The sequence below is a fragment of the Stenotrophomonas sp. CCNWLW162 genome (assembly GCF_037203745.1).
Lineage (GTDB): Bacteria > Pseudomonadota > Gammaproteobacteria > Xanthomonadales > Xanthomonadaceae > Stenotrophomonas > Stenotrophomonas maltophilia_AQ.
The window spans coordinates 102,010-115,176 of the sequence record NZ_JBBCBL010000008.1 but is presented as its reverse complement, the minus strand read 5'-3'; the positions used below and the strand labels follow the sequence as shown (position 1 = coordinate 115,176).

Below are 13,167 nucleotides of genomic sequence, written 5' to 3'. Positions count from 1 at the left end.
ACCGGCGGTGCGCATCGGCGCGCAGCCACAACGACTCGATCAGGTAATCCACATGGCCATCCGCGGTCCCAGACTCGAATTCTCCGTCGGCGCCTTCCTGCTGCTGGCCTTGGCCTCGCTGATGGTGCTGGCCGTGGCCTCGACCAACCAGCGCTGGAGCTGGGGCAGCGAAGGCTACGACCTGAAGGCACGCTTCTCCCAGGTTGGGCAGCTGCGCAAGCAGGCGCCGGTGAAGATCGGCGGCGTCACCGTCGGCCAGGTCGCTTCGATCGACCTGGACCCGGTGAAGTTCGAATCGATCGTGACCCTGCGCATGGACAGCAAGGTCAAGGACCTGCCGGCGGACACCTCGGCCGGCATCTTCACCAGCGGTTTGCTGGGCGAGAGCTATATCGGTCTGCAGCCGGGCGGTGATCCGGACGTGCTCAAGGCCGGCGACGAGATCGTCTTCACCCAGCCCGCCGTGGACCTGATCCAGCTGGTCGGCAAGTACATGTTCAGTGGTGGCGCCGGTGGTGGCGCTGCTCAGAAGCCCAACGATGGCGCGCAGGCGCCTGCAACGGAACCGCAACCATGAAGATGAAACTGATCCCGGCCCTGCTCGCCTCGGCGCTGCTGGCAGCCACTCCGTTCCTCGCCCAGGCGCAGGCCGCCGCTCCCGCCGCAGCCGCGGCGCAGGGACAGGCAGGCAAGGTGGTGATCGATGCCAGCAGCCGCATCCTGAGCACCCTGCAGCAGCGCAAGAGCGAATTCACCAGCAACCCGGCCAGCCTGCGCAGCTACATCGACAGCGAGCTGACCCGCACCTTCGACCGCGACTATGCCGCGCGCCTGGTGCTGGGCCCGCACGCCCGCGGTGCTTCCGATGCTGACATCAAGCTGTTCGCCGATGCGATGGCCGACAGCCTGATGCAGCGCTACGGTTCGACCCTGCTGAACATCCAGGGCAAGCCGAGCTTCCGCCTGAAGGGTGAAAGCCCGCTGCCGGGCAATCGTGGCGTGCGCGTGAGCACCGAACTGGTGCGCGCCGGCAACGAGCCGACCCCGGTCGAGTACTGGATGCGCAACGTGAACGGCCAGTGGAAGATCTTCGACGTCAACATCGAAGGCATCTCCTACGTGCAGACCTTCCGCAACCAGTTTGACACCCCGCTGCGCCAGAAGGGCATCAAGCAGGTGGCCACCGAACTGCACAGCGGCAGCATGCAGGCCGGGCCCGCGGGCAATGGCAAGTAACGCGCTGGCACTGCTGGAAGGCGACACCCTGCGCCTGCGCGGGGTGCTCGACCGTGCCGCGGTGATCGCACTGTGGCCGCAACTTCAGGCACTGCCGGCGAAACTGGCACGGCTGGAGCTGGGCGAGGTCGAGCGCGTGGACAGCGCCGGCCTGGCCCTGCTGGCTGAGCTGGCCGCGCGTGCACGCACGAGCGGCCATCCGCTGGCGATCTCCGGCGCGCCGGCCGGCTACAACGAATTGAGCGCGGCCTACCGGCTGTCGCCCGACCTGGATTTCAACGCTACTTCTGCTGCGAGCTGACATGAACGTCGTACGCACTCTCCCCCTGATCGTCCTGGCCACCGCCCTCACCGCCTGCGCCGGCAAACCCGCGCGCAGCGATGCACCGGTGGCCAGCACCGTGGTCCCGGCCAGCACCACCGCCGAGGCCCCTGCCGTCGATACCGCAGCGGCCGAAGCCGGCTCGGCCGCACCCGTCGCAAGCCCGCCGGCTGCGGCCAGTCTGCCTCAGGCAGCGGCCGCGTCCAGCGCCGACACCGACGCTGCGAAGGCTGCAGCCGCCACCGCACCGGGCGGTGACGACGACTTCGATGCCCTCTACGGTGGTGCCGGCAACACCGGCAGTGCAGCGGCCTACGACCCGTGGGAACCGTTCAACCGCAAGGTGCACAAGTTCAACAACGCGGTTGACCGCGGCATCGCCCGCCCGCTGGCCACCGCCTATACCCACGTGGTGCCGCGCTTCGCGCGTACCGGTGTCAGCAATTTCTTCAGCAACCTGCGTGCGCCGGTGACCATCACCAACCAGCTGCTGCAGGGCCGCGGTGGCGATGCCTGGGACAGCCTGGGCCGCTTCCTGATGAACAGCACGCTGGGTATCGGTGGCCTGTTCGATCCGGCCAGCAAGGCGATGGTGCCGCGTCGCAATGAAGACTTCGGGCAGACCCTGGGTGCCTGGGGCTGGCGTCGTTCGCGCTACGTGGAACTGCCGTTCTTCGGCCCGCGCACCGTGCGCGATGTGTTCGGCCTGGCCGGTGACATTCCGCTGTCGCCGATCCGCCGCATCGAAGAGGACAAGCTGCGTATCGGCCTGCAGGGCCTGCAGCTGGTCGATACCCGCGCCCAGCTGCTGGCGATCGACGACCTTCGCGACACCGCCGTGGACGAGTACTCTCTGGTCCGCGACGCGTGGATGCAGCGCCGCAACTACCAGATCGAGAACGATCTGCGCAGCAAGCGCGACCGTGGTCACGACGACGCCAATTCGCCGATCCCGGTCGATGCGATGCCGATGCCGCAGTGGACGCATTGAGTCCTTCCATCGACGCATGAAAAACCCCGCCTCGGCGGGGTTTTTCTTTTCCAGCGAGATTCTTTTCCGGTAGGTGCCAACCTTGGTTGGCACGCTTTCCTCAGGCGGCCAGCGCTGCCTCGATGGCCTCGCGCACGCGCGCATCGTCAGCGGCCACGTCCGGGGCAAAGCGGGCGATGACCTTGCCGTCGCGGCCGATCAGGAACTTCTCGAAGTTCCACAGCACCGCCGGTGCCGGATGGATCGGGATCTCCTTGCTGGCCAGGCGCTCACGCAGCGGGCCTTCGCCGATCGACTGCGGCTGTGCGGCGGTCAGCTGCTGGTACAGCGGGTGGGTGTCGTCACCGGCCACGCTGATCTTGGAGAACATCGGGAAGCTGACGTCGTAGGTGAGCTGGCAGAACTGCTGGATTTCCGCCTCGCTGCCCGGCTCCTGGCCGAGAAAGTTGTTGGCGGGGAAGCCCAGCACTTCCAGGCCCTGCGCGTGCTTTTCCGCATACAGCGCCTGCAGGCCTTCGTACTGCGGGGTCAGGCCACACTTGGAGGCGACGTTGACCAGCAGCAGCACCTTGCCCTGGTAGTCGGCAAGCGAGGACGGCTGGCCGTCAATGGTGGTGAGGGAAATGTCCTGGATCGGGGTGCTCACGCGGGGGCTCCGGCAACAGCGGGGAATGGCCCACCAGCATAGCGCCGCGCGATGCCGGTAGTGCCGGCCGCTGGCCGGCAATCGTGCGACCGTTCGCAAGGGTTCATGCGGTTGCCGGCCTGCGACCGGCGCTACGATCAATCCACGCAGATCGTGCCCAGCGCCTTTCCATCCTCGATGCGCTGGCGGCAACCGAAGTTCTGGCTGGCATCGCGCTGGCATGTACCGGTGGCGGCACTGCCGGCGGCCACTTCGCCCGTGGCCAGGCACTGGCCGGTGCAGTCGCTCTTGCGGCTGCAGGCCTTGCCGGCATCAGCATGGGGAATCACGCATTGCTCGCGCTGCAGCCGGCCGAGCCGCTGCAGGGTGCCACCCGCTGCCTGGCAGTCGACGTCACGCGCTTCGCGGTACGCCTCGGCTGCTTCAGGGCTGGTGGCTGCGGCAGGTGTCGCCGCCGTATCGGCAGCCGGTGGTGCGCTGCTGCAGGCGGCAAGCAACGCGGTCAGGACGAGGCTGGTACAGAGGCACAGGCGCATGGCGGTACCTGATCGAGACGGACAGGCCGCCAGCATACGCATCGACGATGCAGGCGGCGTATCCGCGTGACTCAGGCCTCGTCGGTGTCGCCGTCGCTGCCTTCGTCCTCGCCCGCCGCATCACTCTCGGCCAGATCGCCCAGCAGCGACTGCGCCTGTTCGGATGCCAGCGACTCCACGCCACGCAGGCGCCGTTCGATCGTACGCGTCTTGCGGCTGGCCTCGCCGATGCTGCGACCAACCGTGGTGATCTGCTTCTCGGCCTTTTCCAGGATGCCGGCGAACTTGCCGAACTCGCTCTTCACCGCGCCCAGCAGGCTCCACACCTCGCTGGAACGCTGCTCGATGGCCAGCGTGCGGAAGCCCATCTGCAGGCTGTTGAGCAGGGCGGTGACCGTGGTTGGCCCGGCCACCACCACGCGGTGCTCGCGCTGAAGCAGATCAACCAGGCCCGGGCGCCGGATCACTTCGGCATACAGGCCTTCGGTGGGCAGGAACATCACCGCGAAGTCGGTGGTGTGCGGCGGCGCGATGTATTTGTCGCAGATCGACTTCGCCTGCACGCGTACCGCGCGCTCCAGCTGGATGCCTTGCAGGCGCACACCCTCGGCGTCGCCCTGCTCCTGCGCGTCCAGCAACCGCTCGTAGTCCTCACGCGGGAACTTGGAGTCGATCGGCAACCACACCGGCGTGTCGTCGCCGCTGCGACCCGGCAGGCGCACCGCGATATCAACCATCTCGCCGCTGTCCGGGCGCACCTTCACCGCACGCGCGTACTGCTCCTGGGTCAGCGTCTGCTCGAGAATGTTCTCCAACTGCACTTCGCCCCAGCTGCCGCGGTTTTTGACGTTGGTCAGCACGCGCTTGAGGTCGCCGACGCCTGTGGCCAGCTGCTGCATCTCTCCGAGGCCGCGCTGCACCTGCTCCAGGCGTTCGGAGACCAGCTTGAAGGAATTGCCCAGGCGGGTTTCCAACGTCGACTGCAGCTTCTCATCCACGGTGTGGCGCATCTGCTCCAGCTTCTGCGCATTGTCGTTCTGCAGCGCGCGCAGCTGTTCTTCGAGGGTCGTACGCATCTCGGCGATGCGCTGTTCGTTGCGCTGGGTCAGTTCCTGCAGGCGCAGGCCCAGGCTTTCAGTCAGGCGCTGCTGCGACTGCGCACCTTCCTCGCGCCCCTTGCGCGCATCGTCCACCAGGGTCTGGCGCAGCGCGCCGAGCTGGGTATCGGTGCGCCCGGTGAGTTCCTGCAGCTGCTGGCCAAAGGCATGGATGCGGGCCTCCTGCTGCTGGCCGAACACTTCCAGCTGCGCGCGCAGTTCCTGCAGGCGCTGTCCCATCAACGCCGCGCCCCGCTGTTGGCTCTCGGCCGCTTCGGCACGCGCCTTGCGCGCGTCTTCGCCCAGCGCTTCGCGCAGCAGGTCCAGGCGCTGGTCGGTGCGGGTCGACAGATCGGTCAGCGCGCGGGCGAAGCCATCGAGCTGTTCACGCAGTTCACTGCGCCCGGAGCGCGCTTCCTCACGCACAGCCTGTTCCAGGCGATCGTGCGGCGGGCGGCGCAGCAGGGCGACCAGCTGCAGGATGAGCACGGCCAATAGAAGGGCGCCAATAAGCAGATATTCGGTTTGCATGGGGCAAGTGTAGGCTGGCCGAGTCTCAACTGCTGCGTCAGGACCATGCTCACCCTGTACGGAAAGGCGACCTCGATCAACGTCCGCAAGGTACTGTGGCTGGGCGCCGTGCTGGATCTCCCGCTCCACCACGAACCGACGCCATCGTCGGCGCTGCTGGCCACGCTGAACCCGAACCGGCAGGTCCCGGTGCTGCGCGATGGCGACTTCGTGCTGTGGGAATCCAACAGCATCTGCCGCTACCTGGCCACGCGCGGCGGACGCGAGGACCTGCTGCCCGCCGCGGCGCAGGCCCGTGCACGGGTGGAGCAATGGATGGACTGGCAGGCCAGCGACCTCAACAGTGCCTGGCGACAGGTGTTCATGGCGCGCGTGCGCCAGCATCCGGACTATCCGGATGACGCCCGCGCCGAGGCCAGCCTGGTGCAGTGGAACCGGCTGATGGCGGTGCTTGATGCACAGCTGGGCGCTACCGACGGCTACGTGGCAGGCAACACCTTTACTCTCGCTGACATCGTGCTCGGGCTGTCGACCCAACGCTGGCGCAGCACGCCTGGCAACAAGCCCGTGCTGCCACACCTCGCGGCGTGGTTCGAACGCCTGCGCCAGCAGCCGGGTTTCGCCGCCCACGTCGACAACGGTGTGGCCTGAGCAGTGGCTTCCGCAGCTGTTGGTAGGTGTCGACCTTGGTCGACACGGCTGATCCACGCCATGCGTGGATGAAGCGCTGTAGAGCCGAGCGCAGGCTCGGCTCTACAGGAGAAACCGGGCCTTACCAGCCTTCCAGCACGATCTTGCCCTTGGCGCGATGGCTTTCCAGCAGCGCGTGGGCACGCCGCAGGTTGGCGGCATCGATGCGGCCGAAGTGCTCGCCCAGGGTGGTCTGCAGCACACCGCCGTCGATCAGCTCGGCCACCCGATTCAACAGGTCATGCTGGCGCTGCATGTCGGCGGTCTTGTACAGCGGTCGGGTGAACATCGATTCCCAGTGCAGGGACAGTGCCTTGCGCTTGAGCGCCATCACGTCGACCTGGCCCGGATCATCGATCAGCCCCAGCTGGCCCTGCGGCGCCAGCAGTTCCACGATCTGCGCGTAGTGCTGGTCGGTATGGGTCAGGCTGGCCACGTGCTGTACCTCACTGATGCCGAGCCGGGCCAGGCCCTCGGCCAGCGGCAGGCTATGGTCGATCACATGATGCGCGCCCATCGCATGGACCCAGTCCTGGGTATCCGGGCGCGAGGCGGTGCCGATCACGGTCAGCTTGGTCAGGCGGCGCGCCAGCTGCACCAGGATCGAACCAACGCCACCGGCAGCACCGATCACCAGCAGGGTCTGGCCTTCACCGCCGCCCTCGGGAATGCGCAGGCGGTCGAACAGCAGCTCCCAGGCGGTGATTGCGGTCAGTGGCAACGCGGCGGCGGCCGCATCGTCGAGGCTGGCCGGCTTGCGGCCGACGCTGCGCTCGTCCACCAGCTGGTACTCGGCATTGCTGCCCGGGCGGTCGATGACGCCGGCGTAGTAGACCGCATCGCCAGGCTGGAACAGGGTGACCTCGCTGCCCACTGCGTCGACGATGCCGACCGCATCCCAGCCCAGCACGCGCGGGCCATCGGTGGCCACGCCGCGGCGGACCTTGGTGTCGACCGGGTTCACTGCCACCGCGTGCACCGCCACCCGCAGATCACGCGGGCCGGGCTGCGGCAGCTCCAGTTCGATGTCGATCAGGGCCCGGGCATCATCGATCGGCAGGCCGGCTTGGGTGTAGGCAATGGCGCGCATGGCAGCGGTCCAGTGGGGAAGGAGGCGACAGGTTGCGCCGCGCGCGCTCCCGCAGAAAGGCGCAGAATCGGTCAGCACTTTCACTCTGGCAATGAAGATGATCCGCTTCGACGATCTGCAGCTGTTCGTCCGCACTGCCGCGCTGGGCAGCTTCTCGCAGGCCGCGCGCGAGGCCGACCTGCTGCCCGGCCAGGTGGCTGCAGCTGTGGCGCGGCTGGAACGCGAGCTGGACCTGCGCCTGTTCGTGCGCACCACCCGCAGCCTGCGCCTGACCGGCGAGGGCGCGCTGTACCTGCCGTACGCGCAGGAGGTGCTGGCCACCCTGCGCGAGGGCCAGGCGCGCGTGCAGGGCGAGGACACCGAGCTGCACGGCACCCTGCAGCTGTCGGCTCCCTCGGACCTCGGCCGCAACCTGCTGCTGCCCTGGCTGAGCGCCTTCCGCGCTGCGCACCCGCGGCTGCGCCTGCACCTGCGCCTGTCCGACGAAGTGGCCGATGTGTTCCGCGACCCGGTCGACGTGGCGATCCGCATCGGCCACTTCGACGACGCCAGCTACGTGGCGTTGCCCCTGCTGGAAGGCAATCGGCGCGTACTCGCGGCCTCGCCCGACTACCTGCAGCGGCGTGGCACGCCCACCCGCCTGGAGGATCTGCGTGAGCACGATTGCCTGGTCTACCAGCTCAGTGGCCGCGCCTACGATCGCTGGTCGTTCGACGTGGATGGACGCCGTGTGGTGATGCCGGTGCGCGGCCCATTGGTCTGCGACGACGCCGATGTAGTGCGACGCTGGGCGGTGGCCGGCGAAGGCATCACTTACAAGTCCTGGCTGGACCTGCGCGAGGACGTGCTGGCCGGGCGCCTGCAGCTGCTGCTGGACGGTGTTGGCAGCAGCATCCCGCTGCAGCTGGTATGCCCGCACCGCAAGCAGTTCTCGCCGGCCGTGCGACAACTGCACGCGCAGCTGCGCCAGCACCTGCAACCGCTGCTGTCTGGCATGCCTGGTGGGTCCACCGGCCCCCTGTCGCCAATCCCGGCGCTGACCGACAATGGCGGCCCCCCGTAACAAGAGAACGCCGCCATGCCGTGGATGGGCATCCAGGACCTGTGGACGTTTCTGGTCGCTGTGCTGGTGTTTCTCGCCCTGCCCGGCCCTGGCACCTTCACCCTGCTGACCGCCACCGGCCGTGGCGGCGTGCGTGGCGGCTACACCGCGCTGGCCGGCCTGCTGGTCGGCGATCAGATCCTGATGTGGCTGGCGCTGGCCGGCGTTGCCGCATTGCTCAAGGCCAACCCGCTGGTGTTCCACGCGGTGCAGTACCTGGGTGCGGCCTACCTGGTGTGGGTGGGCATCAGCCTGCTGCGCACGCCCAAGCATGACGGCGGTGACGCCGGCCCGATCCGCATGCAGCCGGGCCGCTACTTCCAGCAGGCGATCCTGGTCAGCCTGCTCAATCCGAAGGCGATCCTGTTCTACATGGCCTTCCTGCCGTTGTTCATCGATCCCAAGGCGCACCAGGGCATCGCTACCTTCGCAGCGCTGGCGGGCATCATCCTGGTGGTCAGCATCGCCTACTGCTCGATGTTGATCGGGGTCGGCAACCTGGCCCGTCGCCGCCTGATCCAGCACCCACGGATCAGCGATGCGCTGCGCCGCGTGGCTGGCCTGTTCCTGGTGGGGTTCGGCATCCGGCTGGGGCTGAACGGATGAAACCGCAAACGAGCAGGCTCGACGCCACGTCTGCCAACCAAGGTTGGCCTCTACCAGAGCGCGGGATCCGGTAGTCGCCGACCTTGGTCGGCGCTGGCGCCATCGGCGTTCATGAGGCTGGCCTCTACCCGCCGAGCATTTCCGCGCGCAGGTGGTCGATGAACACCCGCAGCTTTGGCGCCATGTGCTCGCGGGCGGGGTAGTACAGGTGGAAGCCGGGGAACAGCGGCTGCCAGTCCTGCAGCACTGCCTGCAGCCGCCCTGCCGCCCTGCCGCCAGATCATCGGCCACCAGTGACGCGAACCCCTGCGCCATGCCGAGCCCGGCCAGCACTGCGGCATAAGCCAGTTCGGCATCGTTGAACACCAGCCGCCCATCAACCTCCACTTCCATGTCGTGGCCATCGCGACTGAACTCCCAGGGCATCAGCCGGCCATTGGCACGGCGATGGACGATGCACGGATGGCCCTGCAGGTCGTGCGGGCTCGCGGGTATGCCGTGCTGCACGAAGTAGTCGGGCGTGGCCACCACCACTTGCCGTTCCGGCGGCCCGATCGGCACCGCGATCATGCCGCGTGCCAGCGACTCGCCAAGGCGGATGCCCGCATCGAAGCCCTCGGCCACCAGATCGGTCAGCGCCGGCTCCACGCACAGTTCCACATCCACCTGCGGGTAGCGCGCCAGGAACGAAGGCAGGGCCGGTAGCACCCGGCGCTCGGCAACGATGCGTGGCAGGGTGACGCGCAGCTTGCCGGCCGGCACCGCACGCGCGCTGTCGAGATCAGCAAACGCCGATTCGATCTGTGCCAGTCCGCCGCGCACGCGCTCGAGGAAGCGCGCGCCGTGCTCGGTCAGGCCGACCCGGCGGGTGGTCCGCTGCAGCAGGCGCACGCCCATCCGCGCTTCCAGCGCGCGCACGCTCTGCGACAGCGCGGAAGTGGAGACGCCCAGCGCATCAGCGGCACGGGTAAAGCTGGCATGGTCGGCAACGTGGACGAAGGCGACCACTGCCGACAAGGGGGCGGAGGGATCCATTGTGAAGCCACTCTTCATGGTGAGTCCGGTTCCATCCAGTTTATCCACAGGATCGGGCGGCGGATGCTGTGCCTCCCGGCGGCACGCCCGCCTTCCTGTAATGGAGACCTCCCATGTCGCTGGACCACTATCGCCTGCTCGGGCGCTCCGGCCTGCGAATCAGCCCGATGGCGCTGGGTACGATGACCTTCGGCGCCGATTGGGGCTGGGGCGCGGACGAAGCCGAGGCCCGCCGCATCTTCGACAGTTACGTCGATCGGGGCGGCAACTTCGTCGATACCGCGAACAACTACACCAATGGCAGCGCCGAGACCCTGCTCGGCCGCTTCGTCCAAGGGCAGCGCGACCGGCTGGTGATCGCCAGCAAGTACACCCTGGCCACCGTGCCCGGCGACCCGAACAACGCCGGCAACCATCGCAAGAGCATGCTGCGCTCGGTGGAGGACAGCCTGCGCCGGCTGGGTACCGACTATCTGGATCTGCTGTACCTGCACGCCTGGGATGACACCACCGGCGTGGACGAGGTGATGCGTGGCTTCGACGACCTGGTCCGCAGCGGCAAGGTGCTGTACGCCGGCATCTCCGATACGCCGGCCTGGCAGATCGCGCGCATGCAGACCCTGGCCGACCTGCGCGGCTGGTCGCCGTTGGTGGCGCTGCAGATCGAGTACAGCCTGATCCAGCGCAGCGTCGAACACGAACTGCTGCCGATGGCCGACGCGCTGGGATTGGGCGTGGTGGCGTGGTCGCCGCTGGGCAGCGGCGTGCTGACCGGCAAGTACAGCACGGCCGATCTGGCCAGCGCCGACGCGCTGCAGGCCACGCCGGGCGGATCGCGCCGCAGCGTGGCCCTGAACAATGGCGCGTTGACATCCCGTTCGCTGCAGATTGCCGATGAAGTTCAGAAGATCGCCGCCGATCTTTCGCATTCCCCTGCGCAGGTAGCATTGGCCTGGTTGTTGCGACGACCCGGTGCGGATGCGCTGCCGATCATCGGCGCCCGCACTCTGGAACAGTTCGAGCACAATCTGATCGCGCTGGATCTGGAGCTGCCGACCGAGGCATTGACCCGCCTCGATGCAATCAGTGCGGTCGCGCCGGCATTCCCGCACGATTTCCTGCAGATGCCTTTGCCGCGAATGCTGATGAGCGGGGGCACCCGCCTGCGCCCACGCGCGCGCTGAGGTCGCGGCAGCGGCGCTATGCTGGCAGCCCCTGCTGGAAGGATGCGAGAGGATGGCCCGCCTGGCCTGCTTCACCCTGCCGTTGCTGCTGCTGGCTGGTGCCGCCCCAGCGGCCACCGCGCAGGATCATCGCTGCCTGAGCGGCGGCCGCAATGACGGCATCCATCTGGAATGGCGTTGGCTGGATGACGGCCAGGCCGACGTTCGCTATGCCGGGCAGCGTGAACGCCTGTTGCTGCGCCGGGTTTCGATGGAGACCACGGTGCTGGCCGAAGACCGCCCCTACCAGTTCGACAGCGTCTGGGAAGAGCACGTCGACGGCCGCCTCAACGGTCGCTACACGATCAGCACGCAGGGGGCGCTGGTGCTGGATCTGCGCTACGAACGCGCCCGCGATGGCCGTCGCACCTCCTTCCACGATGACATCGAGGCCTGGCAGGAAGACGGCTGCCACTGGCCCGGCGCCTCCTGAGCCAGGATCGGACTGGCCTCCCTTTATGCCGATTCCGGCAGCCTGGTCGCGGTGCAGCGCGCGTCTTGCCGGGTATGACCCCCGTCAGTGGTAATGCTGCGCTGCGTTCGGTCACACTCGGGAACTTGTCGTTCTCAGTCACCCCTTCCGAGGCCTGCATGTCCCTGTTCCGGCGCAAGTCCCTAGATTCCGTCACCGTCCACGAAGCCGGCAGGCGCCTGGTCCCGACCCTCAGCTGGCCGCACCTGATCGCGCTGGGTATCGGCGCCATCGTCGGTACCGGCATCTACACGCTGATCGGCGTCGGCGCCAACCTGGCCGGCCCGGCGGTGCTGATCTCCTTTGCCATCGCCGGTGCGGTGTGCGCCTGCGCGGCGCTGTCCTACGCCGAACTGTCGACGATGATGCCGGCCGCAGGCAGCGCCTACACCTACAGCTACAGCGCGCTGGGCGAAGTGTTCGCCTGGGTGGTGGGCTGGAGCCTGATCCTGGAGTACTCGCTGGTGGTGAGTACGGTGGCGGTCGGCTGGTCGGGCTACTTCGTCGGCTTCCTCGAATGGGTCCACACCCAGTTCGGCTGGAACGTGCAGCTGCCTGCCTGGCTGGCTGCCGGCCCGCACGTGGAAGGCGGCATGATCAACCTGCCGGCGATCGTCATCACCTGGCTGGTGGCACTGATGCTGATGGCAGGCACCAAGGAAAGCGCCACCCTCAACGCCATCCTGGTGGTGTTCAAGCTGATCGCGCTGGCCATCTTCGTGGCCGTGGCCCTTCCCGCCTTCGACAGCAACAACCTGCAGCCGTTCATGCCGTATGGCTTTGCCAAGTCGATGGGCCCTGACGGCGTCGAGCACGGTGTGATGGCAGCAGCGGCGATCATCTTCTTCGCCTTCTACGGCTTCGATGCGATCTCCACCGCAGCCGAGGAAACCAAGAACCCCAGCCGCGACCTGTCGATCGGCATCATCGGATCGATGATCGGCTGCACCATCGTCTACGTGCTGGTCGCGCTGGCGGCCGTGGGTGCGATGAGCTACGCCGTGTTCGGCCACAGCGCCGAGCCGCTGGCGCTGATCATGCGCCAGCTCGGCCACCCGACTGCAGCAATGGTGATCGGTGTGATCGCGATCATCGCCCTGCCGACCGTACTGCTGGCCTTCCTGTATGGCCAGAGCCGCATCTTCTTCGTGATGAGCCGCGATGGCCTGCTGCCGCGCGGCCTGTCCAAGGTCAACGCACGCACCGGCACGCCGGTGGCAACCACGCTGTTCACCGCCGTGGTGGTGTCGGCGCTGGCCGGCGTGGCGCGCCTGGACGAGATCGCCGCACTCGCCAACGCCGGTACCCTGGCCGCGTTCACTGCGGTGGGTATCTGCCTGGTGGTGCTGCGCCTGCGCGAACCGGACCGTGAGCGCAGCTTCCGCACGCCGTTGGCCTTCGTGGTCGGTCCGCTGGCCGCGCTGGGCTGCATCTACCTGTTCATCAGCCTGCCGCACCGCACCCAGCTGTACTTCCTGCTGTGGAACGTGGCCGGCCTGGTGCTGTACTTCCTGTACAGCCGCCGCCACGCGTTGATCGCGAAATAAACGGATCACCGGTAGCGCCGGGCCATGCCCGGCGGAATTCCGG

General features: G+C 67.7%; 14 protein-coding genes and 1 pseudogene. 10 read left to right on the top strand and 5 right to left on the bottom strand.

Annotated features, from left to right (window positions below; genetic code table 11):
• Window positions 1–52: 52 nt before the first annotated feature.
• The 4 genes from mlaD to V9K93_RS18470 are packed head-to-tail and all read left to right on the top strand — an operon-like array spanning window position 53 to window position 2,549.
• A complete protein-coding gene (gene mlaD / locus V9K93_RS18485) occupies window positions 53–577 on the top strand; it encodes an outer membrane lipid asymmetry maintenance protein MlaD (RefSeq protein WP_010487482.1) in 525 nt (174 codons plus the stop codon).
• On the top strand, window positions 574–1,236 hold the full coding sequence (locus V9K93_RS18480; protein ID WP_046983823.1) for an MlaC/ttg2D family ABC transporter substrate-binding protein: 663 nt from the start codon (window positions 574–576) through the stop codon (window positions 1,234–1,236). Before mlaD ends, V9K93_RS18480 begins: the two co-directional genes overlap by 4 nt.
• A complete protein-coding gene (locus V9K93_RS18475; protein ID WP_012512544.1) occupies window positions 1,226–1,537 on the top strand; it encodes an STAS domain-containing protein in 312 nt (103 codons plus the stop codon). Before V9K93_RS18480 ends, V9K93_RS18475 begins: the two co-directional genes overlap by 11 nt.
• Window position 1,538: 1 nt before the next feature.
• Entirely contained in the window at window positions 1,539–2,549 is a 1,011-nt protein-coding gene (locus V9K93_RS18470; protein ID WP_337302991.1) for an MlaA family lipoprotein, read from the top strand.
• Between the two features lie 100 nt (window positions 2,550–2,649).
• On the opposite strand, the gene V9K93_RS18465 is transcribed toward V9K93_RS18470, so the two are convergent.
• The 3 genes from V9K93_RS18465 to V9K93_RS18455 form a co-directional block, all read right to left on the bottom strand.
• Complete coding sequence (locus tag V9K93_RS18465; RefSeq protein ID WP_046983825.1) at window positions 2,650–3,195, bottom strand: glutathione peroxidase; 546 nt, start codon at window positions 3,193–3,195, stop codon at window positions 2,650–2,652.
• 137 nt (window positions 3,196–3,332) lie between these two features.
• A complete protein-coding gene (locus V9K93_RS18460; protein WP_046983826.1) occupies window positions 3,333–3,731 on the bottom strand; it encodes a hypothetical protein in 399 nt (132 codons plus the stop codon).
• 71 nt (window positions 3,732–3,802) lie between these two features.
• Window positions 3,803–5,359, bottom strand: a complete 1,557-nt coding sequence (locus tag V9K93_RS18455; protein ID WP_046983827.1) for a DNA recombination protein RmuC — start codon at window positions 5,357–5,359, stop codon at window positions 3,803–3,805.
• Between the two features lie 45 nt (window positions 5,360–5,404).
• Here V9K93_RS18455 and V9K93_RS18450 point away from each other — a divergent pair, with 45 nt between their 5' ends.
• Window positions 5,405–6,010: a glutathione S-transferase family protein gene (locus V9K93_RS18450; RefSeq protein ID WP_136639520.1), complete on the top strand. Its 606-nt coding sequence runs from the start codon at window positions 5,405–5,407 to the stop codon at window positions 6,008–6,010.
• Window positions 6,011–6,131: 121 nt separating this feature from the next.
• On the opposite strand, the gene V9K93_RS18445 is transcribed toward V9K93_RS18450, so the two are convergent.
• Entirely contained in the window at window positions 6,132–7,139 is a 1,008-nt protein-coding gene (locus tag V9K93_RS18445) for a zinc-binding alcohol dehydrogenase family protein (RefSeq protein WP_046983829.1), read from the bottom strand.
• A gap of 91 nt (window positions 7,140–7,230) precedes the next feature.
• Here V9K93_RS18445 and V9K93_RS18440 point away from each other — a divergent pair, with 91 nt between their 5' ends.
• Window positions 7,231–8,202, top strand: coding sequence for a LysR family transcriptional regulator (locus tag V9K93_RS18440; RefSeq protein ID WP_046983830.1), 972 nt, complete (start codon window positions 7,231–7,233; stop codon window positions 8,200–8,202).
• 15 nt (window positions 8,203–8,217) lie between these two features.
• Complete coding sequence (gene leuE, locus V9K93_RS18435; RefSeq protein WP_046983831.1) at window positions 8,218–8,847, top strand: leucine efflux protein LeuE; 630 nt, start codon at window positions 8,218–8,220, stop codon at window positions 8,845–8,847.
• 124 nt (window positions 8,848–8,971) lie between these two features.
• Here leuE and V9K93_RS18430 read toward each other — a convergent pair.
• Window positions 8,972–9,882 (bottom strand): annotated as a pseudogene (locus V9K93_RS18430) (LysR family transcriptional regulator).
• A gap of 113 nt (window positions 9,883–9,995) precedes the next feature.
• Here V9K93_RS18430 and V9K93_RS18425 point away from each other — a divergent pair.
• The 3 genes from V9K93_RS18425 to V9K93_RS18415 all read left to right on the top strand — a co-directional run bounded on the left by V9K93_RS18425 (window position 9,996) and on the right by V9K93_RS18415 (window position 13,124).
• Window positions 9,996–11,066: an aldo/keto reductase gene (locus V9K93_RS18425; protein WP_337302990.1), complete on the top strand. Its 1,071-nt coding sequence runs from the start codon at window positions 9,996–9,998 to the stop codon at window positions 11,064–11,066.
• Between the two features lie 52 nt (window positions 11,067–11,118).
• Window positions 11,119–11,538 carry a hypothetical protein gene (locus V9K93_RS18420; protein WP_046983833.1) on the top strand — a complete coding sequence of 140 codons (420 nt, stop codon included), beginning with the start codon at window positions 11,119–11,121 and terminating at the stop codon, window positions 11,536–11,538.
• Window positions 11,539–11,696: 158 nt separating this feature from the next.
• Complete coding sequence (locus V9K93_RS18415) at window positions 11,697–13,124, top strand: amino acid permease (RefSeq protein WP_046983834.1); 1,428 nt, start codon at window positions 11,697–11,699, stop codon at window positions 13,122–13,124.
• The last annotated feature ends 43 nt before the right edge of the window (window positions 13,125–13,167 follow it).

Coding starts and splice junctions, on each gene's coding strand:
- leuE (WP_046983831.1), top strand. CDS start 8,218: ATGCCGTGGATGGGCATCCAGGACCTGTGGACGTTTCTGGTCGCTGTG.
- V9K93_RS18455 (WP_046983827.1), bottom strand. CDS start 5,359: ATGCAAACCGAATATCTGCTTATTGGCGCCCTTCTATTGGCCGTGCTC.
- V9K93_RS18445 (WP_046983829.1), bottom strand. CDS start 7,139: ATGCGCGCCATTGCCTACACCCAAGCCGGCCTGCCGATCGATGATGCC.
- V9K93_RS18470 (WP_337302991.1), top strand. CDS start 1,539: ATGAACGTCGTACGCACTCTCCCCCTGATCGTCCTGGCCACCGCCCTC.
- V9K93_RS18460 (WP_046983826.1), bottom strand. CDS start 3,731: ATGCGCCTGTGCCTCTGTACCAGCCTCGTCCTGACCGCGTTGCTTGCC.
- V9K93_RS18450 (WP_136639520.1), top strand. CDS start 5,405: ATGCTCACCCTGTACGGAAAGGCGACCTCGATCAACGTCCGCAAGGTA.
- V9K93_RS18420 (WP_046983833.1), top strand. CDS start 11,119: ATGGCCCGCCTGGCCTGCTTCACCCTGCCGTTGCTGCTGCTGGCTGGT.
- V9K93_RS18480 (WP_046983823.1), top strand. CDS start 574: ATGAAGATGAAACTGATCCCGGCCCTGCTCGCCTCGGCGCTGCTGGCA.
- V9K93_RS18475 (WP_012512544.1), top strand. CDS start 1,226: ATGGCAAGTAACGCGCTGGCACTGCTGGAAGGCGACACCCTGCGCCTG.
- V9K93_RS18440 (WP_046983830.1), top strand. CDS start 7,231: ATGAAGATGATCCGCTTCGACGATCTGCAGCTGTTCGTCCGCACTGCC.
- mlaD (WP_010487482.1), top strand. CDS start 53: ATGGCCATCCGCGGTCCCAGACTCGAATTCTCCGTCGGCGCCTTCCTG.
- V9K93_RS18415 (WP_046983834.1), top strand. CDS start 11,697: ATGTCCCTGTTCCGGCGCAAGTCCCTAGATTCCGTCACCGTCCACGAA.
- V9K93_RS18425 (WP_337302990.1), top strand. CDS start 9,996: ATGTCGCTGGACCACTATCGCCTGCTCGGGCGCTCCGGCCTGCGAATC.